Annotated in this window: 26 protein-coding genes; 18 read left to right on the plus strand and 8 right to left on the minus strand. The window is 64.4% G+C overall.

Features of this window, described 5'->3' with window-relative positions:
• Nucleotides 1–35 precede the first annotated feature (35 nt).
• Complete coding sequence (locus V6M89_RS04350) at nt 36–1895, plus strand: DUF885 domain-containing protein (protein WP_332852025.1); 1860 nt, start codon at nt 36–38, stop codon at nt 1893–1895.
• A 27-nt stretch (nt 1896–1922) separates the two neighbouring features.
• Here V6M89_RS04350 and V6M89_RS04355 read toward each other — a convergent pair whose 3' ends face one another.
• Nucleotides 1923–2786: a hypothetical protein gene (locus tag V6M89_RS04355; RefSeq protein ID WP_332852026.1), complete on the minus strand. Its 864-nt coding sequence runs from the start codon at nt 2784–2786 to the stop codon at nt 1923–1925.
• Nucleotides 2783–3514, minus strand: coding sequence for a class I SAM-dependent methyltransferase (locus tag V6M89_RS04360; protein WP_332852027.1), 732 nt, complete (start codon nt 3512–3514; stop codon nt 2783–2785). Before V6M89_RS04360 ends, V6M89_RS04355 begins: the two co-directional genes overlap by 4 nt.
• 76 nt (nt 3515–3590) lie before the next feature.
• On the opposite strand from V6M89_RS04360, the gene V6M89_RS04365 reads away from it, so the two are divergent.
• Nucleotides 3591–4184, plus strand: a complete 594-nt coding sequence (locus V6M89_RS04365) for a YdeI/OmpD-associated family protein (RefSeq protein WP_332852028.1) — start codon at nt 3591–3593, stop codon at nt 4182–4184.
• Here the strand turns inward: V6M89_RS04365 and V6M89_RS04370 are convergent.
• On the minus strand, nt 4181–5734 hold the full coding sequence (locus V6M89_RS04370) for an Lcl domain-containing protein (protein ID WP_332852029.1): 1554 nt from the start codon (nt 5732–5734) through the stop codon (nt 4181–4183). The genes V6M89_RS04365 and V6M89_RS04370 overlap by 4 nt on opposite strands.
• Nucleotides 5735–5808: 74 nt before the next feature.
• Between V6M89_RS04370 and V6M89_RS04375 the strand changes: the two genes are divergently transcribed.
• Together V6M89_RS04375 and V6M89_RS04380 are read left to right on the plus strand one after the other, a co-directional pair.
• Nucleotides 5809–7080, plus strand: coding sequence for a D-amino acid dehydrogenase (locus V6M89_RS04375; RefSeq protein ID WP_332852030.1), 1272 nt, complete (start codon nt 5809–5811; stop codon nt 7078–7080).
• 41 nt (nt 7081–7121) lie between these two features.
• On the plus strand, nt 7122–8051 hold the full coding sequence (locus tag V6M89_RS04380) for a tetratricopeptide repeat protein (protein ID WP_332852031.1): 930 nt from the start codon (nt 7122–7124) through the stop codon (nt 8049–8051).
• 19 nt (nt 8052–8070) lie between these two features.
• Here V6M89_RS04380 and V6M89_RS04385 read toward each other — a convergent pair whose 3' ends face one another.
• A complete protein-coding gene (locus V6M89_RS04385) occupies nt 8071–9042 on the minus strand; it encodes a LysR family transcriptional regulator (protein ID WP_332852032.1) in 972 nt (323 codons plus the stop codon).
• Between the two features lie 111 nt (nt 9043–9153).
• Here V6M89_RS04385 and V6M89_RS04390 point away from each other — a divergent pair, with 111 nt between their 5' ends.
• Nucleotides 9154–10107, plus strand: coding sequence for an MBL fold metallo-hydrolase (locus V6M89_RS04390; RefSeq protein ID WP_332852033.1), 954 nt, complete (start codon nt 9154–9156; stop codon nt 10105–10107).
• A gap of 10 nt (nt 10108–10117) precedes the next feature.
• Nucleotides 10118–10756, plus strand: a complete 639-nt coding sequence (locus tag V6M89_RS04395) for a response regulator transcription factor (protein ID WP_332852034.1) — start codon at nt 10118–10120, stop codon at nt 10754–10756.
• Here the strand turns inward: V6M89_RS04395 and V6M89_RS04400 are convergent.
• Genes V6M89_RS04400 through V6M89_RS04415 form a run of 4 tightly spaced genes read right to left on the minus strand, consistent with a single transcriptional unit; the run spans nt 10753 to nt 14019 of the window.
• Entirely contained in the window at nt 10753–11409 is a 657-nt protein-coding gene (locus tag V6M89_RS04400) for a YoaK family protein (RefSeq protein WP_332852035.1), read from the minus strand. The genes V6M89_RS04395 and V6M89_RS04400 overlap by 4 nt on opposite strands.
• Complete coding sequence (locus tag V6M89_RS04405; protein ID WP_332852036.1) at nt 11409–11822, minus strand: DoxX family protein; 414 nt, start codon at nt 11820–11822, stop codon at nt 11409–11411. Before V6M89_RS04405 ends, V6M89_RS04400 begins: the two co-directional genes overlap by 1 nt.
• Complete coding sequence (locus tag V6M89_RS04410) at nt 11822–13750, minus strand: amidohydrolase (RefSeq protein ID WP_332852186.1); 1929 nt, start codon at nt 13748–13750, stop codon at nt 11822–11824. The genes V6M89_RS04405 and V6M89_RS04410 overlap by 1 nt, the downstream gene beginning before the upstream one ends.
• Nucleotides 13750–14019 carry a DUF1427 family protein gene (locus tag V6M89_RS04415; RefSeq protein ID WP_332852037.1) on the minus strand — a complete coding sequence of 90 codons (270 nt, stop codon included), beginning with the start codon at nt 14017–14019 and terminating at the stop codon, nt 13750–13752. Before V6M89_RS04415 ends, V6M89_RS04410 begins: the two co-directional genes overlap by 1 nt.
• 240 nt (nt 14020–14259) lie before the next feature.
• Between V6M89_RS04415 and V6M89_RS04420 the strand changes: the two genes are divergently transcribed.
• From V6M89_RS04420 to V6M89_RS04475, 12 genes are all read left to right on the plus strand, one after another.
• Nucleotides 14260–14937, plus strand: a complete 678-nt coding sequence (locus tag V6M89_RS04420) for a response regulator transcription factor (RefSeq protein ID WP_332852038.1) — start codon at nt 14260–14262, stop codon at nt 14935–14937.
• 118 nt (nt 14938–15055) lie between these two features.
• Entirely contained in the window at nt 15056–15325 is a 270-nt protein-coding gene (locus V6M89_RS04425; protein WP_332852039.1) for a hypothetical protein, read from the plus strand.
• Between the two features lie 132 nt (nt 15326–15457).
• On the plus strand, nt 15458–17608 hold the full coding sequence (locus tag V6M89_RS04430) for a TonB-dependent receptor (RefSeq protein ID WP_332852040.1): 2151 nt from the start codon (nt 15458–15460) through the stop codon (nt 17606–17608).
• A 51-nt stretch (nt 17609–17659) separates the two neighbouring features.
• Nucleotides 17660–18313, plus strand: coding sequence for a MarR family winged helix-turn-helix transcriptional regulator (locus tag V6M89_RS04435; RefSeq protein WP_332852041.1), 654 nt, complete (start codon nt 17660–17662; stop codon nt 18311–18313).
• A gap of 76 nt (nt 18314–18389) precedes the next feature.
• Entirely contained in the window at nt 18390–18932 is a 543-nt protein-coding gene (locus V6M89_RS04440; RefSeq protein WP_332852042.1) for a carboxymuconolactone decarboxylase family protein, read from the plus strand.
• Between the two features lie 9 nt (nt 18933–18941).
• Nucleotides 18942–19454 carry a redoxin domain-containing protein gene (locus V6M89_RS04445; protein ID WP_332852043.1) on the plus strand — a complete coding sequence of 171 codons (513 nt, stop codon included), beginning with the start codon at nt 18942–18944 and terminating at the stop codon, nt 19452–19454.
• A 69-nt stretch (nt 19455–19523) separates the two neighbouring features.
• Nucleotides 19524–20354 carry a rhombotarget lipoprotein gene (gene rhlP / locus V6M89_RS04450; protein WP_332852044.1) on the plus strand — a complete coding sequence of 277 codons (831 nt, stop codon included), beginning with the start codon at nt 19524–19526 and terminating at the stop codon, nt 20352–20354.
• On the plus strand, nt 20347–20880 hold the full coding sequence (rrtA, locus tag V6M89_RS04455; protein ID WP_332852045.1) for a rhombosortase: 534 nt from the start codon (nt 20347–20349) through the stop codon (nt 20878–20880). The genes rhlP and rrtA overlap by 8 nt, the downstream gene beginning before the upstream one ends.
• A gap of 117 nt (nt 20881–20997) precedes the next feature.
• A complete protein-coding gene (locus tag V6M89_RS04460) occupies nt 20998–22218 on the plus strand; it encodes a sterol desaturase family protein (RefSeq protein WP_332852046.1) in 1221 nt (406 codons plus the stop codon).
• A complete protein-coding gene (locus V6M89_RS04465) occupies nt 22215–24611 on the plus strand; it encodes a TonB-dependent receptor (RefSeq protein ID WP_332852047.1) in 2397 nt (798 codons plus the stop codon). Before V6M89_RS04460 ends, V6M89_RS04465 begins: the two co-directional genes overlap by 4 nt.
• Nucleotides 24612–26015: a serine hydrolase domain-containing protein gene (locus V6M89_RS04470; RefSeq protein WP_332852048.1), complete on the plus strand. Its 1404-nt coding sequence runs from the start codon at nt 24612–24614 to the stop codon at nt 26013–26015.
• Nucleotides 26012–26947 (plus strand): MaoC/PaaZ C-terminal domain-containing protein, encoded by a 936-nt coding sequence (locus V6M89_RS04475; RefSeq protein WP_332852049.1) that lies wholly within the window; start codon nt 26012–26014, stop codon nt 26945–26947. The genes V6M89_RS04470 and V6M89_RS04475 overlap by 4 nt, the downstream gene beginning before the upstream one ends.
• The last annotated feature ends 31 nt before the right edge of the window (nt 26948–26978 follow it).

A 26978-nucleotide genomic window follows, 5' to 3' on the forward strand; every position in this document is an offset into this window, starting at 1 on the left:
ACGCACTAATTCTTAGTCCGACCACAAAGGAAGTCATGAACAATCAGCCTCAGAATTTCTCCCGCCGCGACCTCCTGCTGTCCGCCTTGTCCGCCACCGCCGTCAGCGCGCTGCCCGGCTTTGCGCTGGCGCAGGCAGCACCGGCCGACGCGCAGTTCTCCACGCTGCTGGAAAACTTCGCCGACGAGATTCTGCGGCTGGCGCCGACCAGCACCACCTCGCTGGGGCTGGACAAGGGCGCGCGCGCCGGCCTGAAGGCGCAACTGGAAGACCTGTCCCCGGCCGGCGACGCCGCCTGGGCCGCGCAGGTCAAGTCCATGCTGGGCCGCCTGTCCGCGCTGGACCGCAACGCCCTCGGCGCCGACGCGCAGATCCGCTACGACACCGTGCGCTATGCCGCCACCGAAGGTGTGGCCGGTTTGCGCTTTTCCTTCGGCGGCGCCGCCAGCGGCTTCTTTGGCGGCACCGCGCCCTTCCCCGTCACGCAGCAGGACGGCGCGCTGACCCGCATACCCGAGTTCCTCGATTCGCAGCACCAGATCGCCAACGCCGCCGACGCCGAGGCCTATCTCGAACGCGTGGCCGGCATGGCGCGCATGCTGGACCAGGAAACCGCCCGCATCATCGACCAGGCCGGGCAAGGCATCATGCCGCCGGACTTCATCGCCCGCACCGCCCTGGGCCAGTTGAAGGAATACCGCAAGACCGCCGTCGCCGCGCAAAAGCTGGTCACCTCGATCAGCGAGCGCACCGGGAAGCTGGGCATCGCCGGCGACTGGAACGCGCGCGCCACCAAGCTGGTGGAAGGCGCGGTCTATCCGGCGCTGGACCGGCAGATCGCAGCCTTCGCCAAGGCCACCGCCAAGGCGACCAACATCGCCGGCGTGCACCGCCTGCCGGACGGCGCCGCGTACTACGAATGGGCGCTCAAGCTGGGCACCTCCACCAGCCATAGCGCAAAAGAGATCCACGCGATCGGACTGGAACAGAACAAGCAGCTGCAAGCGCGCATCCACGCCATCCTCAAGGCGCAGGGCATTACGCAGGGCACGGTGAGCCAACGCCTGCAAGCGCTGGCCAAGGACCCGAAGCGCTTCTACGCCGACAACGACCAAGGCCGCGAACAGCTGATCGCCTACTGCAATGAGCGCGTCAACGCCGTGCGCGCGCTGATGCCGAAGATCTCGCACATGGACTTGAAGGTGCCACTGCAAATCAAACGCGTGCCGGTCGATATCGAAGCCGGCGCCGCGCTGGGGTATATGAACTTCGCCTCGCTGGACGGCTCGCGTCCGGCGATCTACTACATCAACCTTAAATCGACCACGCTGTGGCCGAAGTCCGAACTGGCCACGCTGACCGCGCACGAAGGCTTGCCGGGCCACGCCTTCCAGGGCGCCTACCTGGCCGAGCACCACGACGAGCTGCCGCTGATTTCTTCGCTGATGGGCTTTAACGCCTTCGTCGAAGGCTGGGCGCTGTATGCCGAACAACTGGTCGACGAATTCGGCCTGTACGCCAACGATCCGTTCAGCCAGATCGGCTATCTGCAAGCGCAGCAGTTCCGCGCCTGCCGCCTGGTGGTCGATACCGGCATCCACACGATGAAGTGGACGCGCCAGCAGGCGATCCGCTTCCTGGTCGAGAACACCGGGCGCGGCGTGCAGGCAATGACCAGCGAGATCGACCGCTATTGCGCGTCGCCGGGCCAGGCGTGCGGCTACAAGATGGGCCACAACGAAATCCTGCGCCAGCGCGAACGCGCCAAGTCCGCGCTGGGTGGCAAGTTCGACCTGGCCGGTTTCAACGACGCGCTGGTGCAAAGCTGCGGCGTGCCGCTGACGGTGCTGCCGACGGTGGTGGACCGCTACATCAACGGCGCGAAGAAGGCCTGAGTAGAAAAATGAACTGTTTCAGCCATCTCAATTCGAAGCGGGGGGCAAATTCTGTTTAAATTCTGCAAGCAATGAATCAATAGTGCGTTCATATGAAAGCTCTACTGCGCGATTGAATTTCGTACCTGAAAGCAATAGAGATATCAGCTTTTCAAATTTTTCTGGCTGCGTATCGTGCAGATAGTGAATAAACAACGCGCCGACTCTATATAAAAGCCAATTCGCCCTGCCGCTATTGTTGACAGCGTCGCGTGGGTCTTTGGCATTAAACCAGGCATCAACTGCGCCTGATTGATACGCTTCTTTTTCCTCCGAACTGATTTGACGGAAAACATCCTTCTCGCGGGTGTACGCCGCCCCTCCGTTTGCCACAAAAACAGCGATGCCCTCTCTAAACCAGAGCGGAATGTTTTCAATAGAAGACTTCTCGCCCAGGTGGGTATAGAAAAGATAATGGGTCAGCTCGTGAGTGGTCAACTCGGCGAGCGATGACTGGTCGCGGCCGAATGCACCCGGCGACAAGAACAACTTCCCCCAATAAACCGCACCTCTAACATTTACCGACAAGTAAACATATTCATTAAACGTTTCTTGCGTGGCGCAGACATAGACCTCTATCGGTTTTTTGAATTTTGATTTAAGAAGGAGCTCCACACTATCTTGGCTGTGTTGCAGTATTTTTTGTACCGCAATAGCATTTTCTTTTGAGTTTTCTTCATATCGAATCCGTGGATCAAGCGCGAGCGCGATGAAGTTATCCGTAGACTTGAACTTTGCTCTCACCGCTTTCAGCAACATCGGTTGACTTAAAATTGCGGCCGCCGCAAAAACGAATGCAAGAAAAAATACACAGAGAGAGATTTTTACAATTTTCGACCTGGATGCCTTCATAATTTCCCCGCCGCGACCAATAGCATCATGGGCCTGTCCAGCTCTTCAGCCAGGCCCGGGTTGCTGACGATTTGTTCTGCCGTAGGCGCCCATTCCTGCACGTGCCGGATGTTGAAGCCGGCATGGATCAAGGCATTGAGCGTGGTGCCGACGGTGCGGTGGTATTTCAGCACTCCCTTGGCGAGCCAATCTGTTTGCCGCGCGCCTTCGATAGAGTAGCCATCCAGCGGCCAGATTCTGCGGCCTTCGCTGGACCTCGTCCAACCCGGCTGCGCAGGCGCCATATAGATCGGATGCTCGATCGTAAAGACGAACTGCGCGCCCGGCGTCAGCGCCTGATGTACGGTCGCAACCAGCTTGCCGAAGTCTTCGATGTAGTGGAATGCCAGCGAACTGTACGCAAAGTCGAAAGCGCCAGAAGGCAGCGACAGCTGCTCCAGATCGGCGATCCGGTACTCGACATTCCCGGCCTGCGTAGTGGACTTGGCGCGCGCGATCATCTGCTCGGACAAATCCAGCGCCAGCACTTGCGCGGCGCCCTGCTCGCTGGCCCAGCGCGCGAACCAGCCGAAACCGCAACCCAGGTCGACCACGCGCTGGCCCTTCAACTCCGGCAGCATGGCGCGGATGGCCAGCCACTCCGGTGCGCCGTCCAAGCCATGAACGGAGCGCGGCAGCTGGCTGTAGCCGATGAAAAACTCGGGTGTGTCGTAAATATTCTGCGCCATTCGCTCCCTCCGTGCACCCGGCAACGAGCCGGGTATAATTATCTTTTTGCCACTGTTGATTCCATCGAGGTGCACTATGACAGAGAAGACATTGAACGCCAAGGTTGATGCATACGTCAGCAAGCCCGATAAATGGCAGGACGCATACAAAAAGCTGCGCGCCATCGTCCTCGACTGCGACCTGACCGAGGAATTCAAATGGGGTAATCCCTGCTACACGCTCGACGACCAGAACATCGTGCTGATCCACGGCTTCAAGGAGTACTGCGCGCTGCTGTTCTTCAAAGGCTCCTTGATGCAGGATCCCAAAGGCATCCTGATCCAACAAACGGAGAACGTGCAGGCCGGCCGCCAGATCCGCTTCACCAGCGCCGAAGAAATCGCCAAGATGGCGTCGACCTTGAAGTCCTACGTCCACGAGGCCATCAAGGTGGAGCAGTCCGGCGCGCAAGTGGAATTCAAGAAGACCGCCGAATTCGCCATGCCGGAAGAATTCCTGAACCGGCTGGAAGAATCCCCCGAACTGCAGGAAGCCTTCGCTGCCCTGACGCCGGGCCGGCAACGCGGCTACCTGCTCCACTTCTCGTCAGCCAAGCAAGCCAAGACCCGCGAATCGAGAGTGGAAAAGTGCGTCCCGCACATCCTCAAGGGTAAGGGCCTGGACGACTAACGAACCGCCAATGCGTACCCGGCATTTCCCTTGGGGATGTTGTAGACGCCAAAGTCGCAGCTGAACACGCTCCACGCATCGCCGGGGCTGGCCGCATTGATGGAAGAAGTCCAATAGTACTGAAACTGCGCAAAGTTGGAAAAGCTGGCGGGCTGAGAAACAATGCCCGCCGCGGAGCTGTTGAACGACTCGCTAAAATAATCCGCCATATTGCCTTGCGCGCGATCGGCCAGGCTCAGCATTTCTTTCCGGGTCGGCATTCTCCAGGCGCCCGCGACGGAGCCGTCGCTCAGGCCGCACTGGCCGCTCGCCAGCGTGCTGATGGCGCCTAGCGCCGCCGCCCAGTTCTGCTGGATGCAATCGGCTTTCTTCAGCCAGACCAGGCCGGTGACCGTGTCGGTGACCGTGCCGTTGCCATTGTCGCGCATGCGCGGCGCGGGGAGCGGTGCGCCCTTCTCCAGGGAACCGTCGTCGCCCTTGGCGTAGAAAACATAGAACCCCGTCGCCTGCAACCTGCCCGTGCCGGAACTCGTGCCCTTGACCGCCCACACCGCATTCGTCGAGGTCGCCTTGATGTTGAGATTCGAACTGGCGGTGTCGTTGATGTAGCGTCCATCCTGCATGCGGATCGCCCATGCGTTCGGCGAGCCCGCCTGGCCGCCGTAGTAGCTGGTCGACGTCCAGTAGATTCCTGTCGATACGGAAGTGAACGGGTTGCCGGCGGCGAGCGCCGGGTTGCTGGCGGAGACGTCGACCAGGCTTTCAAGTTCCACCAGGTTGGGCAAGCGCCAATCGCCGGCCTTGGATCCATCCGTCAATCCGCACGCTCCGCTTGCCAGCTGGTTGGCCTCGGTCAGCGCGTTCGCCCATAGAGCCGGACTGAGGCAACCAGCGTTTTTCAGCCAGACCAGGCCGGTCAAGTTGTCGGTGACTGTGCCGTCCTGGTTGTCGGTGTAGCGTTTCGCTTGCCCGGTCGAGACGATACTCACCAATGGATTGCTGCCGTCGTAGGCATTGAAGTTGGCGCCGGTGATGGAGTTGTTGATTGACGAGTTCAAATTGACGACGTTGAACATGATGCCGGAACCGCCATCGGGATTCGAAAACGAACCGTTGTAGCCGGCCCGCGTAACGGCGGCGCCGCTGTTGACGTACCAATTCTTGGGCGATGGATCCCACAGATAGGCGGAACGGTCGCCCGGCACATTCGTCGCCATGAAGGGGTTGAACGCGTATCCGGCTTTCGAGGCGAAGAAATGGTAGTTGATGATGCAGGACATGGTGCAGGAAGTCCCCAGGCCACCAACGCTGTAATTGCCGTTGGCGTCGGTGGTGAGGGTTGCGTAGACGCGGTTGCTATTGGTCTCGTAGACCGTCACGGTGGCGCCGGCCAGCGGCGCGCCTTTGAACATGACCGTACCGCTGGCGGTATTCGTCGGCACCGGGACAAAGGGTTGGGTATTGCCCGCTGAACCACCGCCGCCGCCTCCGCCGCAAGCGTTGATCAGGCCGACGCCAAGCACAACCAGCAGCAAACGGATCCGCCCCATGGTGTTCTCCCTGTTTTTTTCCTAGTCTAGTCCGCTTCCAGGGCTGGCGCCACCTTAGATGGTAAACTATTTGGATGAAAACCATAGCCATCATCGGTGGCGGCGTCACCGGCGTCACCACTGCCTACGCACTCGCCAGAAGAGGCTACGCTGTCACGCTGCTGGAACGCCATCGCTACGCCGCGATGGAAACCTCGTTCGCCAACGGCGGCCAGCTGTCCGCCTCCAACGCCGAAGCGTGGAACCACCGCAGCACCATCGTCAAAGGCCTGAGATGGATGCTGAAGAACGACGCGCCGCTGCTGCTCAATCCAAAACCCAGCTGGCATAAGCTCTCCTGGTTCGCCGAATTCATCGCCGCTCTTCCCCACTACCGCGACAACACCATCGCCACCACCAGGCTGGCCGTGGCCGCGCGCGAGCATCTGTTCAGCTGGGCCGCGCAGGAAGGCATAGACTTCAACCACAAGCGCGCAGGCATCCTGCACATCCATCGCGACCGCGCCGACTTCGAACACGCGGCCGAGGTATCCAGGCTGCTGGCGCAAGGCGGCCTGCCGCGCCGCGCCGTCACGCCCGAGGAAATGCGCGCCCTTGAACCGGCGCTGACCGGCCAGTTCTACGGCGGCCACTACACCGAAAGCGACAGCTCCGGCGATATCCACAAATTCACCGCCGGCCTGGCGCAAGCGGCGCAGCGTCTCGGCGTGGAATTGCGCTTCGAGCAGCACGTGAGCAAAGTCCGCGCCGACGCCAACGGCGCCTTCATCACCACCACCCACGACGGCGCCGACGATACCCAGCGCTACGATGCAGTGGTAGTCTGCGCCGGCACCGCCAGCCGCGAGCTGGCGGCCATGCTGGGCGACCGCGTCAATGTCTATCCGGTCAAGGGTTACTCGATCACCGTGCACCTGCACGACGCCGCCAGCCAGGCCGCCGCGCCCAACGTCAGCCTGGTGGACGACGCCACCAAACTGGTCGCCAGCCGCCTGGGCGCGAACCGCCTGCGCGTGGCCGGCACGGCGGAGTTCAACGGCTACAACCGCGACATCCGCGCCGACCGCATCGCGCCGCTGCACAACTGGGTGCAACAATGCTTCCCCGGCATCTGCACGCGCGACGTCACGCCGTGGGCCGGCCTGCGTCCCATGATGCCGAACCTGATGCCGCGCGTGGGCCGCGGCAAGGCGCCCACCGTGTTCTACAACACCGGCCACGGCCACCTGGGCTGGACTTTATCGGCCGCCACGGCCGACATCATCGCCGACACGGTGGTGGCCGCGATGGGCGCTGCAACGCCATCCGTTAGCCAACGCACCGCGCAGGGCTTGAAAATGGCGTAAACTGCCACTATATTCAGCCTGTTCCTACAAGGAGATCTGACATGACGGCAAAATCTTTCGCACGTATGACCCTGCTGGCCGGCGCTTTGGCGCTGGCGATGCCGGCGTTTGCGGCCGAACCCACGATACACGATGTTTATGTAGCCGCAGAAGCAGGCAAGTACACCGACGCCCAGGCACTGATGGACCAGGTCCTGAAAGCCCACCCGAACAGCGCCACCGCGCACTTCGTGGAGGCCGAACTGCTGGCCAAGCAAGGCAAGTTCGCCGCCGCGCAGGGCGAGCTGGCCACGGCCGAGCGACTGTCGCCCGGCCTGCCGAAGGTAAATCCAAGCGCGCTGGCCAAGCTGCGCACGCTGCTGGCCGATGGCCAGAAACCCAAAGCCAATTATTCGCAGCAGCAGCCGGCCCGCAGCAACGCCGGCTACAGCAATGGCAACTACGGCGCACCGCAGAGCAGCGGCATCCCCTGGGGCACCATCCTGATCCTGGGCGGCGGCCTGATAGGCTTTATCTGGCTGGCGACACGCTTCATGTCGCGCCGTAACGCGCAACAGAACGACGGCTACAACAATCCGGCCGGCTTCAACCCCGGCGGCGCTCCGGCGCCCGGCTATGCGCCAGGCGCTTATCCGCAGCAGGGTTATCCGCAGCCAGGCTACGGCCAGCCGCAACAAGGTAGCGGCATGGGCTCGCGCATCATGGGCGGCCTGGCGACCGGCGCGGCGGTAGGCGCAGGTATCGTCGCGGGTGAAGCGCTGGCGCGCCAGTTCACCGGCGGCAACCACGATTCGGGCAACAGCAGCCAGCCACGCAACGACATCGTTTATGACGATCCGTCACGCGACGAACTGCTGCGCCGTGATGACATGGGCGGCCAGGACTTCGGCGTCAGCGGCGGCTGGGATGATTCCGGCGGTGGCGGTGGCGGCGGAGACAGTGGCGGCGGCGGTGGCGGCGACTGGGATTAATCTCAGCTCACATCCCACCTCACGGGGCGCGGCGCTCGCCCGCCCCGGCAGCTTCCATCGCAACATCCCAATACGGCGGATCGCCGAAATACTCCTTCAAATGACGTATCAGCAGCTGGGCCTTGGCCTGGTTGGAACGGCCCGGCATGTGCACCGCGTGCACTGCGGACTCGCGCGGTTCACGCCGGTCCGATGCCGCGCCGCGCTGCACCGGCGCCATCGGAAACACCGGCACCAGCTGGCCGGCGACGATGGCGTCGCTCACCAGCCAGTTCGCCAGATGCACCAGCCCCGCCCCGCCGATGGCCGCATGCAGCAGCGAATCGGTATCGTCGCAACGCAGCTTGCCCTTCACCGCCAGCGGCTGGTCCTGGTTCACCCCATCGAAGCGCCACCAGCCGCGCGGCGCCGAGCGCCCGGTCACGGTCAGGCATTGGTGGTTGAGCAGGTCCATCGGCGTTTGCGGCCAGCCGTGGCGTTCCAGATAGTCCGGGCTGGCGCTGACCACGCGGTTCTGGATCGCCAGCCGTGTCGCCACCAGATCGCTGTCGGGCAGCACACCGGCGCGCACCGCCACGTCGACCCGACGCGCCGACAGGTCGACGATATCATCGCTGACGTGCAGCTCCACCTCCAGCAACGGACATTGCCGCAGGAACTCGGCGATGGCCGGCGCCACGTGCAAGCGGCCGAAGGCGGCCGGCGCCGTCACCGTCAGCAGGCCGCGCGGTTCGCTGTCCAGCTCCTGCACGGCGGCCTTGCCTTCGGCCAGCTCGGCCAGGATGTTGCGCGCGCGGGGCAGGAAGCGTTCGCCGGCGTCGGTCAATAGCATTTGCCGCGAACTACGCAGCAGCAGGCGCGAACCCACTTCAGCCTCCAGCGCGTCCAGCTTGCGCGACACCGAAGACACCGCCATTTTCAACTCCGCCGCCGCGCGCGACAAACTGCCGTGCTCCACCACCGCCAACAGGCACTTCAGGCAATCGATCATTCCACTCCCTCTCTTTGCAATTCACGCAAATATCATTTGCATTATTGTGCATTGTGCCATTTTTTGCAAAGATGCATACTATGTTTAGTAAATTCATTAACGAGGAACTTTATGCAACTCTTACGCAAACTCAGCCCGCTTGCCGCCGCCCTCGCCTTCGCCGTCAGCGCCCCCGCCATGGCGGGCGCGCCGCTGGCCGGCATCAACGCGCCCGGCTTCTTCCGCATCATGCTGGGCGATTTTGAAGTGACGGCGATCAGCGACGGCACCGTCGACCTGCCGATGAACAAGCTGCTGCACCAGCCGGCCGCCAAAACCGATCAGGAACTGGCACGCTCCTACCTGAGCAGCCCCGTGGAAACCTCGGTCACCGGCTACCTGGTCAACACCGGCGCCAAGCTGGTGCTGATCGACGCCGGCGCCGGCAGCCTGTTCGGCCCGACGCTGGGCAAGCTGCTGGCCAACCTGAAAGCCTCTGGCTACCAGCCGGAACAGGTGGATGAAGTGCTGATCACCCACATGCACCCGGACCACGTGGGCGGCCTCGCGGCCAACGGCCAGGCGGCCTTCCCCAACGCCACCATCCGCGCCGACAAGCACGATGCCGAATTCTGGCTCAGCCAGGCCAATATGGACAAGGCGCCGGCCGACAGCAAGGGCTTCTTCCAGGGTGCGATGGCGTCGCTGGCGCCCTACGTCGCCAACCAGCACCTGCAGCCGTTCAATGGCGCCAGCGAGATCACGCCGGGCATCCGCGCGGTCGCCAGCTATGGCCACACGCCGGGCCACATCAGCTACATGGTTGAAAGCAAGGGCAAGAAGCTGCTGGTAGTGGGCGACCTGATCCACGCCGGCGCCGTCCAGTTCGACCATCCGGAAGTGACCATCGGCTTCGACACGGATCCGAAGACCGCCGCCCAGGCCCGCAAGCAAGTCTTCACGACGGCCGCCAAGGAGAATGAGCTGATCGGCGCAGCCCACCTGCCCTTCCCCGGCCTGGGCCACTTGCGCAGCAGCGGCAAGGCGTACCAGTGGGTGCCAGCGAATTACACGCAGTTGCGTTAAACTGGCCGACATGGAAATGCGTGACATCCCTCGCCCCATCAGCGTGCTGGTGGTTGATGACCATCCCTTGCTGCGCACGGGATTGGGCGAAGCCATTGCCAGCCAGGACGACATGCGTGTGGTCGGTGAAGCCAGCAACGGCCGCGAGGCCGTCGAGCAGCACGAGGCGCTGCGGCCCGACGTCACCATCATGGACATCGTCATGCCGGAGATGTGCGGCGTCACCGCGCTGCAAGCGATACGGCGCGCGCATCCCTGCGCGCGCGTCGTCATGCTGACCACCTACAAGGGCGACGTGCAGATCCTGCGCGCCGTGCAGGCCGGCGCCGCGGGCTTTTTGTTGAAGAGTACATTGCGCAAGGAATTGCTGGATACGATACGCGGCGTGCATCAGGGACAGCGCCGCATCCCGCCGGAGATCGCGATGGAATTGGCCGAGCACATGGGCCAGGGGCCGTTAAGCGCGCGCGAAACGGAAGTGCTGAGTCATGCCGCCAACGGCCATTCCAACCGGCGCATCGCCGAACGGCTGTCGATCTCGGAAGAAACGGTGAAGGCGCACATGAAGAACGTGCTGTCCAAGCTGGCCGCGAACGATCGCACCCATGCGGTGACGATCGCCCTCAAGCGCGGCATCATGTCGATCTAGTCGCTGGCCGCGCCGGCCAGCCAGATCAGCAGCACGCATGGCAGTATCAGGCCGTTGAAACCGGCCTGCATGAACGCCAGCGCGCCGCTGATGCAACCCACGGCAAACGCCAGCACCGGCCAGGCCAGCTTCTTCAGGCGTCCATGCGCATCGGCGTCGCCGCGCAGCGTGTCCACCAGGTCAATCACCAGCTGGGTCACGTTGCCGGTCATGACGGTGGTGGCGGCCACCTTCCCCAACAGCAGTTTGCCGTAGGCGTTTTGCACCGCCATCGCTCCCGCGCACAGCATGCCGGTCAACAAAGTCAGCGGCGCGTTGGGTGCTTCGATCGGCGCGCCTGCCCACGCGCAGGCAACGCTGCCCGCCATCAGCAAGGCCTGAAGCAGAAAGCTGTTGCGCAGCTGACGGCTGCCGGCGCGTTCCCAATGCAGTATCAACAAGCGCGCCAGCGCCACGAACAACACAAACACCGGAAACACCAGCAGCTTAAGCAAGACGTCCGGCGACGGCCGCGCTATGGCCCGACCGATCAGCACGAAGTTGCCGGTGACGTGAGCGGTGAACAATCCGAACAGGCCGACGAAGCCCAGCGTGTCGACATAGCCGGCCAGGAAGCCCAGCGCCATGCTTTGTTTAGTCTCGCCACGCTCCATCAGGTCTCCTTTTGAATATCGTGCCACGCCACCAGCAGGAAGGCGCCGGCCAGGCCCAGGTGTTCATAGAAGCCGTTGGCCGCCATGAAGCGTTCCGGCCCGGTGATTTCCCAGTAGCGGTTGGCGACGAAGGTGGCCATCAGCGTGAACGCGGCCAGGTAGCCCGCGCCCAGCCAGCGGTAGTAGCCACACAATATCATCACCGACGCACCCAGTTCGCCGGCGATCACCAGCGCGGCCATCGGGCCGGCCGGCGACAGGCCAAAGTGCCGCATCTCGCCGATGGCCGACGGGAAGTCCATCAGCTTGTTGATGCCGCCTTGCAGATAGGCGGCGCAGATCAGCAGCAGGAAGATCCAGCGCACCCACGGCGCGCCGAATGGTTTGAACAAGGGTTTGAGCAGCGTCGTCATCACACCGCCCAGCAGGCGCAACCCAGCGCGCCCCAGAAACTCTTCAGGTCCGACGTCGGCAGCTTGCTGGCCCACGCGCTGGCGTGCTGGTGGCCATGGACGTTGCACTGGTTGGCGCAACCGCAGGCGGCCTGCTGCTGGCGCAGTTGCTGCTGCTCGCGCTTGCGCTGCTCCAGTTCCTTCAACGCGGCGCGGTTGTTGCCGATCTGCTCGCCCCAGCCGGCATAGCCGCCGAAGCGCCGCACCGGCGACCAATCCGGCATGGCCGGTGGCGGCGGTTCGTCGTAGCTGGCGAATTCGCCGGCGGCGTAGACGATCTTGCCGCCGACGACGGTCAGGCGCGAGGTCATGTCGGCGATCTCGCTTTCGGCGCAGGCGTAGAAGTCCTTGTCCGGCACGATCAGGTCGGCCAGTTGGCCCGCTTCGATGCGGCCCTTCTTGCCCACTTCGTTGGAGAACCAGGTGGTGTTCTCGGTCCACATGCGCAGTGCTGTTTCGCGGTCCAGGCAATTGGCGCGCGGGTACATCTGCATGCCGCCCACGGTCTTGCCGGTGATGAGCCACGCCAGCGATACCCACGGGTTGTACGAAGCCACGCGCGTGGCGTCGGTGCCGGCCGAGACCTTCACGCCCGCTTCCAGTATTTTCTTGACCGGCGGCGTGGCCTCGGCCGCGCCGTGGCCATAACGTTCGACGAAGTACTCGCCCTGGTAGGCCATGCGGTGCTGCACGGCGACGCCGCCACCCAGCGCGGCGATGCGGTCGATCGACTGGTCGGAGATGGTTTCGGCATGGTCGAAGAACCAGTTCAGTCCCGCCAGCGGAATGTCCTGGTTGACGCGCTCGAACACGTCCAGCGCACGGCTGATGGTTTCGTCGTAGGTGGCGTGCATGCGCCACGGCCAGCGGTTCTGCGCCAGCACGCGCACCACGCCTTCCAGATCGTCCTCCATGGTGTCCGGCATGTCGGGGCGCGGCTGGCGGAAGTCTTCAAAATCGGCCGCCGAGAAGGTCAGCATTTCGCCGGCGCCGTTGTGGCGGAAGTAGTCATCGCCCTGCTGGTACTTGACGCTTTGCGTCCAGTTCAGGAAGTCTTCCTTTTCGTGCGCGGGCTTTTGCGTGAACAGGTTGTAGGCCAGGCGTATCGTCAGCTGCTTGGCGTCCGACAGCTGCTGGATCACCTGGTAATCCTCGGGATAGTTTTGGAAGCCGCCGCCGGCGTCGATGGCGCCGGTCACGCCGAGGCGATTCAGTTCGCGCATGAAGTGGCGGGTCGAGTTGACCTGGTATTCCAGCGGCAGCTTGGGGCCCTTCGACAGCGTCTGGTACAGGATGGCCGCATTCGGTTTGGCCAGCAGCAGACCGGTGGGATTGCCGGCGCCGTCGCGCAGGATCTGGCCGCCGTGCGGTTCCGGTGTGTCCTTGGTGTAGCCGACGGCGCGCAAAGCGGCGCCGTTAAGCAGCGCGCGGTCGTACAGGTGCAAGATGAACACCGGCGTATCCGGCGCCACCGCGTTCAATTCTTCGATGGTCGGCAGGCGCTTCTCGGCGAATTGATGTTCGGTGAAGCCGCCCACCACGCGTACCCATTGCGGCGCGGGCGTGATCGCCACCTGCGCCTTGAGCATGGCCATCGCGTCGGCCAGGCTGCGCACACCGTCCCAGCGCAGCTCCAGGTTGAAATTCAGGCCGCCGCGGATGATGTGGCAATGGTTGTCGATCAGGCCGGGCAGCACGCGCTTGCCTTGCAGATCGACCACCTTGGTGCGCGGACCGGCCAGCGCCAGGATCTCGTTGGCGCGGCCGACATGGGTGAAGCGGCCGTCCTTGATGGCGACCGCCTCGGCGTGCGGATTGCTGCGATCGAGGGTGGTGAACAGGCCGCGATGCAGGATCAGGTCAGGCTGCTGGTTCAGGTCTAGTCTCATCATGCTTTCCCTTTGGTTTCGTCATTCTTTTGCGCGGACGGCAGTTGGCCGAAGCAATGCGGCTTGACGTGATCCTCGATCCACGACACTTGCTTGGCCTCCGGCTGCCACAACTGGCGCAGCAGCGGCGGCAACTGCTCGCCCAACAGGATGCCCAGCAGGCCGACCAGCGCCACCACCGGCGGCGCCGGCGAGCGCACGTTCAGGAAGCCATAGATTAATCCAACCAGCAGGCCGACGGCCAGCGACACGATATACATTTTGGACATGGGGGGTTCCTCAGATCAGGGGTGAAACGACATGTCCATAGTTTAGGCGAGCGGGCCGTCTTTGCCATCACCGGTATTGACCCTCATTTGCTCACTCTTTTGGGGTAGGCGCGCTGCAATCACCCTTTCTAGGTAGGCGACACCCCCTGTATCGGGTCGTGGCAAAAGTGTTCAACCAGTTTAATCTTCTGCCGCAGGACAGCAAACGAATTCAATGTCATTTATTCGGGGAGAATTGAGATGCGACTGGATACCAGAAACTGGCCACACACAGCAATTGGCGGCAACCTCGCCAACCAGGACGTCAAGGTACGCGTACTGGTCGCGCACAGCGACGCCATCGTCAACGCCGGCCTGGCCGCGCTGCTGGGCGCCGAGAGCGATATGCAGGTCACGCATGGCGCGGCGCAGCCGCAAGCTTCCCAGGCGGACGTCGTCATCCTCGACCACAAGGGCGCGCTGGAACACATGCGCCAGCAGGCCAACACGCCGTATCACGGCGAGGCGCCGGCGCGCGTGCTGATCGTCACGCAGATGGAGCGCGAATGGGAAGTACGCACCGCCATGATGGCGGGCGTGCACGGCTACCTGCTGCAAAGCTGCGCCGCCGACCAACTGCCGGCGGCGGTGCGCGCGCTGAGCCGCGGCATGCGCTACCTGAGCGCGGACCTGAGCCGCTGCGTGGCCGACAGCTTCACCCGCGTCGGCCTGACCAGCCGCGAGACGGACGTGCTGCAGCTGCTGGCGCAGGGCCAGTGCAACAAGTCGATCGCGCGCGAACTGGGCATCGGCGTCGGCACCGTCAAGACCCACGTCAAGGGCCTGTTCGACAAACTGGGCGCCACCGCCCGCACGCACGCGGTGGTGCTGGCCACCCGCCGTGGACTGGTGGGCGACGGCGCCATCAGCCAGCATTGACTTCATTACGAGATTGTCATTGGCGAACTTCGCAGAAGCCCTGTAAAATCAAGGCATGCATGCACATACACTCTCCGTAGGCACATCACATCGCCAGACGCGCATCCAGCGCGTCCTGATGCTGTTCGTGCTGGTGTTCCTGTCGCTGCAACTGATCGGGGCGAGCTCGCACAAGCATGCCTACACCGACACCCAAAACGATTGCGCAGTTTGCGTCGTCGCGCACATGCCGGCCGGTGTTCCGCCGCCGGCATTGGCGGTGGTGCCGGTGGCGATGCTGGTCAGCCTGCCCGCCCTCGTCCCGCAGCATTCCATCCGGGTCCGCCGGATCGACTTCCTCACCCCGCCCTCGCACGCGCCGCCCGGCGTTGCCGCTATCTCCCTCTGATTCGCTTTTTTCACGATTTTTCGTGCACCTAACACGGTCGCCCTTTTGCGCCCCGTGCGCGTAGCCGCGCGCCTGCCCAACACGATCGCGCAGGCCGGAGGCTAGCCACGCCTGAACATTCAAGGATTTACTATGCAACGCACGCCACAACTCCGCACTCTCCCACTGCTGCTGGCCACCGCCTTCTGCGCCCACCACGCCAGCGCCGCCGACGATGCAACCGCCGATGGCAGCCCGATGCAGCAAGTGGAAGTGACCGCCGCCCATCTGAAGAGCGCGCGCATCGACCTGTCGCCGAATGTCGGCACCACAGTCTATTCCATCGACCGCCACATGATCGAGCAGCTGGGCCGCGGCGACAACACGCCGTTCAATGAAGTGCTGCTGCGCCTTCCGGGCGTGAGCCAGGATTCGAAAGGCTCCGGCTCCATCCACGTGCGCGACGACCACGCCAATGTGCAGTACCGCGTCAACGGCGTGCAGCTGCCGGAGAGTATCACCGGCTTCGGGCAGTCGATCGACACCCGCTTCGTCCAGCAGACCGACTTCATCACCGGTGCCCTGCCGGCGCAGTTCGGCCTGCGCACGTCCGGCATCGTCGACATCCAGACCAAGGAAGGCACGGTCAAATCGGGTGGCCGCGTCGGCGTTCTGGTGGGCGGCAACGACTACGTCGAACCGAGCGCGGAATTCTTCGGCACCCAGGGCGCCTTGAACTACTACCTGTCCGGCAGCTACCTGTCGAACGCGCTGGGCATCGAGAATCCGCTGCCCAGCCGCTCTGCGCTGCACGACCGCACCAAGCAAAGCAAGTCCTTCGGGGCTCTCTCCTGGTTCTTGGACGATCAGACCCGATTGGGCCTGATGTTCGGCACCTACAACGGCCGCTTCCAGATCCCGAACAATCCGGACCAGGCGCCGGGCTTCTCGCTCACCGGCCAAAGCGACGCCGCCGCCGGCACCAGCAAGCTGCCGTCGTCGCAGCTGGACGAGCGCCAGCGCGAGGTGAACCGCTTCCTGGTGCTGTCGCTGCAAAAAAGCCTGGGCGACCTGAATTACCAGGTGTCGGCCTTCCACCAGTATTCGGAACTGCACTACACGCCGGATGCGCTGGGCGATTTGATCTACAACGGCGTGGCCTCCAACACGCTGCGTTCCAACTCCGCCAGCGGCGCCCAGTTCGACGCCAGCTATAAACTGAACGACAGCCACACCGTGCGCGCCGGCCTGGCCTACTCGCGCCAGACCACCCACAGCGACAACGCGGTCGCCGTGTTCGACACCGACGACAGCGGCGCGCAGGCCAGCACCGATCCGCGCACCATCATCGACAACAGCAGCAAGACCGGCAAGCTGTCCAGCTTCTACCTGCAGGACGAATGGCATATCGCCGCGCCGCTGACACTAAACTACGGCCTGCGCTTCGACAAGGTATCGGCCTTCGTCGAGGAGCAGCAATGGAGCCCGCGCGTCAACCTGGCCTACCAGCTGGCCAAGGGCACGGCGCTGCACGCCGGCTACTCGCGCTACTTCACGCCGCCACCGCAGGAACTGGCCGCGCAATCGAGCATCGACAAATACGCCGGCACCACCAATGCGCCGCAGGTGGCGGTATCGGACAACGTCAAGGCCGAGCGCACCAACTATTACGACATCGGCTTGAGCCACCAGGTCAACGAACAGCTGACCGTGACGGCCGACGCCTACTACAAGAAAATCCGCAACATGCTGGACGAAGGCCAGTTCGGCCAGGCGCTGATACTGTCGCCGTTTAACTATGACCGTGGTTATGCCAAAGGCCTGGAGCTGTCGGCCGTGTACAACCGCGCCAACTGGGGCGGCTTCCTCAACCTGACCACGCAGCAAGCCAAGGGCCAGAACATCGTCTCCGGCCAGTCGCTGTTCGGGCCGGACGAACTGGCCTACATCGCCAACCACTACATCTACGTCGACCATGACCAGACCTACACGGTTTCGGGCGGCGCCCACTACCACTGGGGCGCGACGCAGCTGAATGGCGATTTCCTGTACGGCAGCGGCTTGCGCATGACGCCAGACGGCGCCGCGCCGAACTCCGGCACGCTGCCGCACTACACCACAGTCAACCTGTCCCTGACGCACAACTGGAAGAATACAGCGATCGGTAACGTCGAAGGCCGCCTTGCGCTGGTCAACGCCTTCGACAAGACCTATCTGCTGCGCGACGGTTCCGGCGTAGGCGTGGGCGCGCCGCAATACGGTGCTCGCCGCACGCTTTACGCTGGAATTTCGGTCGGATTCTGATTTTAGTTAGGAGTCCTTGTTAAATCGGAATCCCTGTGTATAATGCACAGCATGGACACCAAACCAAACAAGCCGTGGCAGGATACGCCGGATGTATCAGCGCGTATCATCACCTCTATCGGACGCATCGCCAGTGTGATGCGCTCCGGTATGTGGGAGTTCGCCACGTCCGAAAACCTGAATCCGGCGCAGGCCGAGATCCTTCAGCTGCTGCAAGGCCGCAAGCAGGGTGTACGCCTGTCCTGGCTGGCGTCGCAGCTGTCGATCAGCGCGGCCAGCGCCAGCGATTCGGTGTCGGCGCTGGTGTCCAAGGGTTTGCTGTACAAGGCCAGGGCGGAGGACGACGGCCGCGCCACCGCGCTGTTCCTGACCGATGAAGGCATCGCCACGGCGGCCCGCATCGGCGGCGCGTTGAGCTTTGCCGAAGATGCCGCCGCCGCCCTGCCTGCCGCCCAGCAGACCGAATTGTTGACCGGCCTGTTCAAGCTGATCGCGCAACTGCAAAAGACCGAACGCTTCCCCGAGATGCGCGCCTGCCTGTCGTGCCAGTACTTTGAAGCCAACCGCCATCCAGGCAAACCGGCGCCGCACCACTGCGGGCTGGTGAACGCGCCGCTGTCGGTGTCGCTGCTGCGCATGGACTGCCCGGAACAGGTGCCGGCCGATCCCGCCACGCGCCGGCGCAACTGGAAGGTGTTTGCCTGAGATTTTTTTTGACCACAATAGTTAGGACTCCTATTGTTTTTAACCGCAGTACTTTTAACCACTGAAAGGAAATACCATGAACCGTATCCCCCTCGTCACCCCTGCCGACACCACCGGCGAACGCCAACAGCTGCTGGCGCAAATCCACGGCGCGTTCGGCGCCACACCGAATATGTTCAAGGCCGTCGCCAATTCGACCGCTGCCCTGAAGAGCATGTGGGGCTCGTTCGGCGCCCTCGGCGGCGGCGTGATCGACGCCAAACTCGGTGAGCAGATCGCCGTCGCCATCGCCGACCGCAATGCCTGCGACTACTGCCTGGCCGCCCACACGGCCCTGGGCCGCAAGGCCGGCGCCAGCAGCGAGGAGATGAGCGCCGCGCAAGCCGGCCAGTCCACCGATCCGAAGACCGCCGCCGCGCTGCGCTTCGCCATCGCCGTCGTCAGCAATCGCGCGCAGATCGACGATGAGGACGTGGAAGCGCTGCGCATCGCCGGGTTCAACGACGAGGCCATCGTCGAGATCATGGCCCACGTGGCGCTGAACCTGTTCACCAACTACGTCAACGTCGCCTTCCAGGTGCCGGTCGACTTCCCTGCGGTGAAACTGCGCGCCAAATAAGGAGCATCCATGCACGCTATCGCCCCCGAACTCCAGGTTGCGGCCTGGCTGAACACCACGCAGCCGCTGTCGCTAAGTCAGCTGCGCGGCAAGGTCGTCGCCGTCTGCGCTTTCCAGATGCTGTGTCCCGGCTGCGTTTCGCACGGCATCCCGCAGGCCAAGACGATACGCAGCACTTTCGACGAGCAGGACGTCGCCGTGATCGGACTGCATTCCGTGTTCGAGCACCACGACGTCATGACGGCGAAAGCGCTGGAAGCCTTTGTGCACGAGTACCGCATCCAGTTTCCGGTGGCGATAGACCAGCCGGCGCCGCGCGGCGCCATTCCGCTGACGATGGAACAGTATCAGCTGCGCGGGACGCCGACGCTGCTGCTAATCGATCGCCAGGGGCGGCTGCGGCTGAACCACTTCGGCCGCGCCGACGACATGCAGGTCGGTGCGCTGATCGGCCGCCTGCTCGCCGAACCCGCGGCGCAGCCGGAAGTGCACTGCGACGATACTACCTGTAGCATCCGGTAATACTCGGGCGGCGGCGCTTTCACACCCGGGATTCAGGAACGCATAATCCGCAACCACCGGAGAATCCACATGCGTATCCTGAATATCCTGACCATCACGCTGCTGGCGGCTTTGCTGTCCAGCTGCGCCTTCATCAGCTCCGGCCACAGCGTCAAGCAAGCCGGCAGCATCGTCGACTACCTGTACCCCGACGCCAGGGAGGCACCAGCCATGACGCCCACGGTCACGCGCTTGCGGCCGCCGGTAAAAGTCGGCATCGCCTTCGTTCCCGGCGCGGGCTGGGGCAACGGCACCTCGGAAGCGGCGCGCATGAAACTGCTGGAGCGCGTGCGCGATTCCTTCTCCAAACATCCCTACATCGGCAAGATCGAAATCATCCCAAGCCAGTACATGCGCGCCAAGGGCGGCTTCACCAATCTTGAACAAGTGGCCGGCATGTTCGACGTTGAAGTGGTGGCCCTGCTCTCCTACGACCAGGTGCAGTTCAACGACTCCAACGCGCTGGCGGTGCTGTACTGGACCATCATCGGCGCCTACGTGATCCACGGCGACCAATATGACGTGCAGACCATGCTGGACGCATCGGTGTTCGACGTCCGCACCCACAAGCTGCTGTTCCGCGCGCCGGGCACCAGCCAGGTCAAGGGCAGCGCCAGCATGGCCGGCTTCAGCGAAAAGTCGCGCGCCGCGCAGGCCCAGGGCTACAACGCCGCCGTCGACCAATTGGTGCCCAACCTGCAAGCGGAGCTGGACAACTTCCGCGAACGCATCAAGCACGACGCCAGCTACCAGGTCGAAAACAAGGAAGGCTACAAGGGCGGCGGCGCGATGGACTGGCTAGGCCTGGCGCTGGTCGCGCTGCTGGCGGGCCTGGCGTGGCGGCTGGGTCGCCGTGCCTGAGCTGCTGGAATTCGACCGCCACGCCCTGCTGGCCGGCCAGCTATGGCGGCTGTGGACCGGGCACCTGGTCCACTACTCCATGCGGCACGCGCTGATCGACTTCGCGGTGGTGCTGGCGGCCGCCGTCATCGTGGTGCACCTGAGCGCATCGCCGGCCGCCGGCATGCGCCGCCTGCTGGCCGCACTTGGACTGGGCGCGCCGTTCATCTCGCTGGGCATGCTGGCGGTGGCGCCGAACTGCCTGTACTACCGCGGCGCATCCGGCATCGCCGCGATGCTGGTGGTGATGGCCGGCGGCGCATTGTGGCCGCGCGCCGCCCGCTCCACGCGCGCCGCATTGCTGCTGATGGCCGCTACCCTGCTGGCCAAGATCTGCGCCGAAGCCGCCGGCGCCGATCCTGGCCACCAGCTTGGCTGGTCCGACCTGCCGGCCGATGTGGTGGTCGCGTGGCAGGCGCACCTGCTGGGCGTCGTCGCCGCTGCGGTAGCGTTGATGGCCGGCAAGCCCCGGCTGCAACTGGATTAACTACCAATGTAAATCTGACCTGTTTGTGTTTCACAAGCCTCAACATTGCCGTTAATTCTTGTGTATCTGGCATGGATATAGGCATAATCGTTTGGACTTAAACGACCCCGGCCCGAAGTGAATCCTATCGTCTTCGCCATTCCCGTTTTCATGCTGACCATCCTGCTCGAAGCATGGATAGCGCATCGCCGTGGAGCGGCCGCATACGATACCGCCGACGCCCTCACCAGCCTGCACCTCGGCATGGTAAGCCAGGTGGTCGGCCTGTTCGTCAAGCTGGCGATGCTGGGCATTTACACCGCCGTCTACGATCACTGGCGCTTCGCCTCGCTGCCCGCCAACAGCGTGTGGGTGTGGCTGGGCGCCCTGCTGGCCTACGATTTCTGCTACTACTGGACGCACCGCCTGGGCCACGAGGTCGGCGTGATGTGGGCCGCGCACGTGGTGCACCATTCCTCCGAGTTCTACAACCTCTCCACCGCGCTGCGCCAAACCTCCAGCGGCTGGGTGCTGGGCTGGCTGTTCTACCTGCCGATGGCGCTGGCCGGCGTGCCGCCGCTGGTACTGGTCGGCGTCGGCCTGATCGACCTGCTCTACCAGTACTGGGTGCATACCGAAATGGTCGGCCGCCTCGGATGGCTGGACCGGGTGTTCGTCACGCCATCCAACCACCGCGTACACCACGGCCAGAACGACTACTGCATCGACCGTAACTACGGCGGCATCCTGATCCTGTTCGACCGCCTGTTCGGCACCTACGCCGACGAGCGCGCGGACGAACGCATTATCTACGGCGTGCGCACGCCGCTGCGCAGCCTCAATCCCGCCTGGGCCAACCTGCACTTCTACGCCGATTTGTGGCGCGCCTCGCGCAGCGTTCGCGGCTGGCGCAACAAGCTGTACGTGTGGTTCGGGCCACCCGGCGGCTGGACCGGCGAGCCGCTCGGCCATTTCGACGCCACCCGGTTCACGCACTACCGCCCCGCCACGCCGCCGGCCGCCGCCCTCTACGCCATGCTGCAATTCGCCTTGCTGGTGCCATGCGTATCGCACCTGATCGCGATCGCGCCGTCGCTGGCGCTGCCGGAGTTGCTGCTGTATGCGGGCGTGGTCGTCGCCAGCACCTTGTCGCTGGGGGCGCTGTTGGAAGGCCGCCGGTGGGCGCTGCGCGCGGAACAGGCGCGCGCCTTGGGATTGGGACTGGCGTTCGCACTGCTGCCGCAGTGGTTCGGTTACGCAGCGCCGATGGTTGTAAAAGTGACGATCCTGGTGGTCATGGTGATCGCTGTAGTTTGGCTGGACAAAAATATAAAAACTTTCCAATGGAGGACGACATGAGCATCCCTGCCCGCACCGTAATTTCCGCCAGCCTGGCCGCAGCCTTCTTCGTGCCGCCCGCGTGGGCCGCCGACGAAATCCAGTCGGTCGTGGTCACCGCGCAGTCCCGCAAGCAGTTCGTGCAGGACGTGCCGATGACCATCCAGGTACTGACCGCGAAGGACCTCGACGCCATCGGCGCCAAGGACCTGGGCGATTTGAACGGCTACGTTCCCGGCCTGGTGGTGGACGCGGTCGAACCGACCCAGCCCGGCTTCGGCATACGCGGCGTGCAGACGGGCGACTTCGGCATCGCCACCGATTCGCCGGTCGGCATCTATGTCGACGGCGTCTACACCGGCAAGACCGGCGGCGCGCTGATGAACTTCATCGACGTCCAGCGCATCGAAGTGGTCAAGGGCCCGCAAGGCACGCTGTTCGGCCGTAACAGCGCGGCCGGCGCCATCGCCATCACCACCAATGAACCGGGCAAGGAGCTTGACGCCGCCGGCCATATCAAGCTGGGAAAATACGGCCGCGCCAATGCCGACGTGATGATGAACCTCCCGATCAGCGACAGCTTCGCCGCGCGCCTGGTGGCGGTACGCTCCGGCAGCGAGGGCTGGGTCGACAACACGGCCACCGGCAAGAAGTCCGGCGGCGACAAGGACTGGGCCACCCGCCTGACGCTGCGCAAGGACTTCGACGCCGCCAAGCTGGTGTTCGCATGGGAGCACGAGAACATGGAGCAGTACGGCCGCCCCGCTTTCGGCGTCATCAAGGACCCACGTCTGCCGCTGGGCGGCTACGCCGGCGTCTATGACGCGGCCTACACCGCCAACTTCGTCGATCCCTTCAAGGCGCCGCTGCAGAACGACAACCAGGGCACCGAGGGACGAAAGTTCGACGGCGCCACGCTGCGTTTCGAAGCGCCGCTGGCCGGCATGACCTTCAACTCCACCACCGCCTACCGCCGCTTCAGCACCCACAACGTGACGGACAACGATGGCGGCGCCCGCCCCGACCTGTACCTGACCACCCTGGACGCCAAGCGCGCCCACAGCTTCCAGCAGGAGTTCAAGCTGTCCGGCAAAACCGATAAGCTGGACTGGATCGCGGGCCTGAGCTTCTACCACAACAACGAGCACCAGGACGCCGGCGCCTTCGTCACCACCGGCACCTTGGATACCCTGAGCCAGTTCGGCGGCGGCCAGCCGAATTTCGCCATGCTGTTCGGCGGCCTGGGCGCGGCTGGATTGGCGGGCATCGGCCCGGACACGGTGTTCAGCTGGGATGAAACGCACTACAGCGACGTCAAGACCAAGTCGGTCTCGATCTACGGCGACACCATCTGGCACCTGACGCCGTCCACCAACGTCACCGCCGGCCTGCGCTACACGCAGGACAAGAAGCAGATGACCTGGTATGTGCCGGGCCGAGTGTCGCCGCAACTGGACAACTTCCTCAACAGCTTCGGCCCGCTGGCGGGACTGGATGCCTCGGCCTTCCCGTCCAACGTCATCTTCGGCACGGCGGCGCAGCTGGCGTCGTCGCCCGTCACGCGCGAAAAGGACTGGACCGACTGGAGCCCGCGCCTGGTGCTGGACCATAAACTGAACAAGGACACGCTGCTGTTCACCTCCCTGGCGCGCGGCTACCAGGCCGGCGGCTTTAACATCTTCACCCCGCCGAATCCGGCCTCGCCGACCAATACCGGCAAGGACCCGAGCTTCGCGCCCGAGAAAATGACCAACTTCGAAGCCGGTGTGAAGCTGGCCTTCCCCGACCTGCGCGCCACCGTCAACGCCTCGCTGTTCGCCTACAAGTTCAAGAACCTGCAGGACATCCAGTTGTACAGCGTAGGCACGCTGCCGACCTATAACGTGGTGTCCAGCGACCAGAAGGCGCAAGGCCTCGATCTGGATGGCCGCATGCGCATCACGCCGCGCGTGACGGTGTTCGGCGGCATGGAGTATATCGACCAGACCTACACCCGCTACCAGCGCCTCGACGCCGCCGGCAACGTCACGCTGGACCTGGGCGGCCAACCGGTCGGCACGCCGCGCATGACGGCGATGGCGGGCGTGAACGTCAACTGGGAAACGCTGGGCGGCCGCAGCAGCCTGAATTTCCAGGGCACGCATTCGACCGCGCAGCGCTGCAACAGCGACACCGCCAAGCTGCAGTGCCTGACTACCGCGCAGCTGAAGACCGGCAAGGCCACCAGCAAGTTCGACCTGCGCCTGGGCTGGGACAGCCCGAGTTCGCGCTACGGCGTGGCGCTGCTGGTCAACAATGTGTTCGACCAGCGCTACGTCACCAGCCTCGGTGGACAAACGGAGCAATATGGTGCGCCCTACGCCTACCTCACGCCGCCGCGCATGATCGCGGTGGAATTCCGGACCAGCTTGTAGATGGCGAAGGTACTCAAGCTCACCGCCGCAGCGGCTTTGGTGCTGGTGGGCGGCGCCGCGCTGACGCTGGTGCTGCATCCGCCCGAGCTGCTGCGGGTTGGCGCCAGCTACGGCGCCAAGATGGTGTGCTCGAATGTGTTTATCGCCGGCCGCGACGCGCAGGCCGTGCTGGCCGACGACGTGCAGGCGCCCGGCCATCCCATCCTCAAGCTGCTGCAAGTGCGCGTCGACCAGGAACAAAAACTGGTGCGTGCCGACTTGCTGGGCTTGGTCGGCAAGGGCCTGGCCGTGTACCGGCCCGGCACCGGCTGTGCCGTGGTGCCCGACAACGACGTCACGCAGGCCGCACAGTACCAGTTCCCGCCATTGAAGATCTGGTCGCCATCCGCCAACGTGGCGTGGCCGACCGGCTCGCAGCCGGAGACCATGCCGGCGGTGCAGGCCTTGCTGACGCAGGATGCGCTGGCCGGTCCCGGCATGCGCGGCATGGCCGTGATCCACCGTGGCCGGCTGGTGGCGCAGCGCTACGGCGCCGGCTTCCACGCCGGCATGCCGCTGCTGGGCTGGTCGATGACCAAGACCGTCAGCGCGGCGCTGGTCGGCATCCTGATCGCCGACGGCAAACTGACGCCGCAACAAAGCGGATTCTGGCCGAACGCAACTAGCCCAGACCCTGATCCACGCGCCGCCATCACGCTGGCGCAGCTGATGGCGATGAGCAGCGGCCTGCATTTCAACGAAGGCTATGGCGACGTTTCGGACGTCACGCGCATGCTGTACCTGGAACCGGACATGGCGGCCTACGCCGCCGCCCAGCCGCTGCTGCAGAAACCCGGCAGCGCCTTCAACTACTCCAGCGGCACCACGCTGCTGCTGTCGCGGATCTGGCAGCGCGCGGCGGCCGACGCCAAGGCTGCGCCGACATCGGCGGCCGCGCTGTCGCTACCGCATACGCGCCTGTTCGAGCCGCTGGGCATGAGCAGCGCCGTGATGGAGGCGGACGCGCGCGGCAATCTGGTCGGCTCCAGCTATATGTATGCGACCACGCAGGACTGGGCGCGCTTCGGCCAGTTCCTGCTGCAAGACGGCAACTGGCAAGGCAAGCGCCTGCTGCCGGAAGGCTTCGTAACCACCATGCAGCAGGTGGCGCCGGCCTCCGGCGGCCAGTATGGACAGGGCCAGCTATGGCGCTGGGGACCGTCCGGCGCCACGCCTGAAGGACAGGACCCGGACACCCCGTTCAAGCTACCCGCCGATACCTACTGGTTGGAGGGACATGACGGCCAAAGCATCGCCATCGTGCCGTCGAAGCAGCTGGTGCTGGTGCGACTGGGCCTGACGCCGAGTCGCCTGAACTATCAGCCGCAGGCCTTGCTCAGCGCCGTGATCAAGGCGCTGGAATGACGGCGGCCGGCGCCATTCCCTACGGCCTGCTGCGCCACCAGGGCGCGATGATCAGAGCCACCGCCAGGATGCTGCTGCAAGCCGCCGGCCGCTCCCTGCTGTCCCCCCTGGCGCCGCGCACCACGGATGCGCCGCCGAATGCGCCACCGGATGCTCCCTCGCTGCAAACGCACAGCGCCGCACCGCTCCAACGCCGCATCGCCGCCCCGCCGGCGCAGCTGGTCGAACACTACATCCGCTGGTGCGGCGCAGCCGGCCGCTACGATGGCCAACTGCCGCCGCACATGGTGTCGCAATGGAGCTTGCCGCTGGTGAGCGAGCTGCTGATGCAGCTGCCCTACCGCCTCACCGGCATCATCAACCAGGGCGTGTCGATGACGGTGCATGGTCCGCTGCCGCGCGCCACGCCGCTGATGCTGAGCGCCGCGATCGAACAGATCGCGCATGCGGACGGCTGGGCCAGGATCATCGTGGTGGTGGTTACCGGCACGGCGCAGCAAGCGCGCCTGGTCGAGACGCGGCTGCACATGCGCGTGCGCCTGCCCGGCGCGCGCACCGCCCGCAACACGCCGGTCCGGCCGCCCGATCCCGCCTGGCAGACCGTCGGCACCTGGCGCGCCGACGCCAGCGACGGCCTGCGCTTCTCGCTGCTGACCGGCGACTTCAACCCGATCCACTGGTGCGGGCCGCTGGCGCGCCGCTCCCTCTTCGGCGCCAAGGTGCTGCACGGTTTCGGCAGCCTGGCGCGCAGCTACGAAACGCTGGCGCCCGGCAGCTTCCGCGAACTCGATGTGCGCTTCCTGCGCCCGGTCACGCTGTCCGCCCAGGCGCTGTCGGTGCAACTGGCGCAGGAAGCCGACGCCGATGGCTGGCGCGCGCTGCGGCTGGCCGGCGGCGACGACATGATCCACCTCGCAGGCCGGCTACGCTGAGTTGCGTGCCGCCGCCAGCCGGTGTATCGTC

It is taken from the genome of Duganella sp. S19_KUP01_CR8, from assembly GCF_036688705.1.
GTDB lineage: Bacteria > Pseudomonadota > Gammaproteobacteria > Burkholderiales > Burkholderiaceae_D > Rugamonas.

What these genes read in the sequence shown, in the direction of transcription:
- V6M89_RS04425 (WP_332852039.1), top strand. Translation starts at nt 15,056, where the DNA reads ATGCTGTTCGTGCTGGTGTTCCTGTCGCTGCAACTGATCGGGGCGAGC.
- V6M89_RS04465 (WP_332852047.1), top strand. Translation starts at nt 22,215, where the DNA reads ATGAGCATCCCTGCCCGCACCGTAATTTCCGCCAGCCTGGCCGCAGCC.
- V6M89_RS04390 (WP_332852033.1), top strand. Translation starts at nt 9,154, where the DNA reads ATGCAACTCTTACGCAAACTCAGCCCGCTTGCCGCCGCCCTCGCCTTC.
- V6M89_RS04445 (WP_332852043.1), top strand. Translation starts at nt 18,942, where the DNA reads ATGCACGCTATCGCCCCCGAACTCCAGGTTGCGGCCTGGCTGAACACC.
- V6M89_RS04435 (WP_332852041.1), top strand. Translation starts at nt 17,660, where the DNA reads ATGGACACCAAACCAAACAAGCCGTGGCAGGATACGCCGGATGTATCA.
- V6M89_RS04355 (WP_332852026.1), bottom strand. Translation starts at nt 2,786, where the DNA reads ATGAAGGCATCCAGGTCGAAAATTGTAAAAATCTCTCTCTGTGTATTT.
- V6M89_RS04380 (WP_332852031.1), top strand. Translation starts at nt 7,122, where the DNA reads ATGACGGCAAAATCTTTCGCACGTATGACCCTGCTGGCCGGCGCTTTG.
- V6M89_RS04375 (WP_332852030.1), top strand. Translation starts at nt 5,809, where the DNA reads ATGAAAACCATAGCCATCATCGGTGGCGGCGTCACCGGCGTCACCACT.
- V6M89_RS04395 (WP_332852034.1), top strand. Translation starts at nt 10,118, where the DNA reads ATGGAAATGCGTGACATCCCTCGCCCCATCAGCGTGCTGGTGGTTGAT.
- rhlP (WP_332852044.1), top strand. Translation starts at nt 19,524, where the DNA reads ATGCGTATCCTGAATATCCTGACCATCACGCTGCTGGCGGCTTTGCTG.
- V6M89_RS04400 (WP_332852035.1), bottom strand. Translation starts at nt 11,409, where the DNA reads ATGGAGCGTGGCGAGACTAAACAAAGCATGGCGCTGGGCTTCCTGGCC.
- V6M89_RS04385 (WP_332852032.1), bottom strand. Translation starts at nt 9,042, where the DNA reads ATGATCGATTGCCTGAAGTGCCTGTTGGCGGTGGTGGAGCACGGCAGT.
- V6M89_RS04470 (WP_332852048.1), top strand. Translation starts at nt 24,612, where the DNA reads ATGGCGAAGGTACTCAAGCTCACCGCCGCAGCGGCTTTGGTGCTGGTG.
- V6M89_RS04360 (WP_332852027.1), bottom strand. Translation starts at nt 3,514, where the DNA reads ATGGCGCAGAATATTTACGACACACCCGAGTTTTTCATCGGCTACAGC.
- V6M89_RS04475 (WP_332852049.1), top strand. Translation starts at nt 26,012, where the DNA reads ATGACGGCGGCCGGCGCCATTCCCTACGGCCTGCTGCGCCACCAGGGC.
- V6M89_RS04430 (WP_332852040.1), top strand. Translation starts at nt 15,458, where the DNA reads ATGCAACGCACGCCACAACTCCGCACTCTCCCACTGCTGCTGGCCACC.
- V6M89_RS04410 (WP_332852186.1), bottom strand. Translation starts at nt 13,750, where the DNA reads ATGAGACTAGACCTGAACCAGCAGCCTGACCTGATCCTGCATCGCGGC.
- V6M89_RS04440 (WP_332852042.1), top strand. Translation starts at nt 18,390, where the DNA reads ATGAACCGTATCCCCCTCGTCACCCCTGCCGACACCACCGGCGAACGC.
- V6M89_RS04370 (WP_332852029.1), bottom strand. Translation starts at nt 5,734, where the DNA reads ATGGGGCGGATCCGTTTGCTGCTGGTTGTGCTTGGCGTCGGCCTGATC.
- V6M89_RS04365 (WP_332852028.1), top strand. Translation starts at nt 3,591, where the DNA reads ATGACAGAGAAGACATTGAACGCCAAGGTTGATGCATACGTCAGCAAG.
- V6M89_RS04420 (WP_332852038.1), top strand. Translation starts at nt 14,260, where the DNA reads ATGCGACTGGATACCAGAAACTGGCCACACACAGCAATTGGCGGCAAC.
- V6M89_RS04405 (WP_332852036.1), bottom strand. Translation starts at nt 11,822, where the DNA reads ATGACGACGCTGCTCAAACCCTTGTTCAAACCATTCGGCGCGCCGTGG.
- V6M89_RS04350 (WP_332852025.1), top strand. Translation starts at nt 36, where the DNA reads ATGAACAATCAGCCTCAGAATTTCTCCCGCCGCGACCTCCTGCTGTCC.
- V6M89_RS04415 (WP_332852037.1), bottom strand. Translation starts at nt 14,019, where the DNA reads ATGTCCAAAATGTATATCGTGTCGCTGGCCGTCGGCCTGCTGGTTGGA.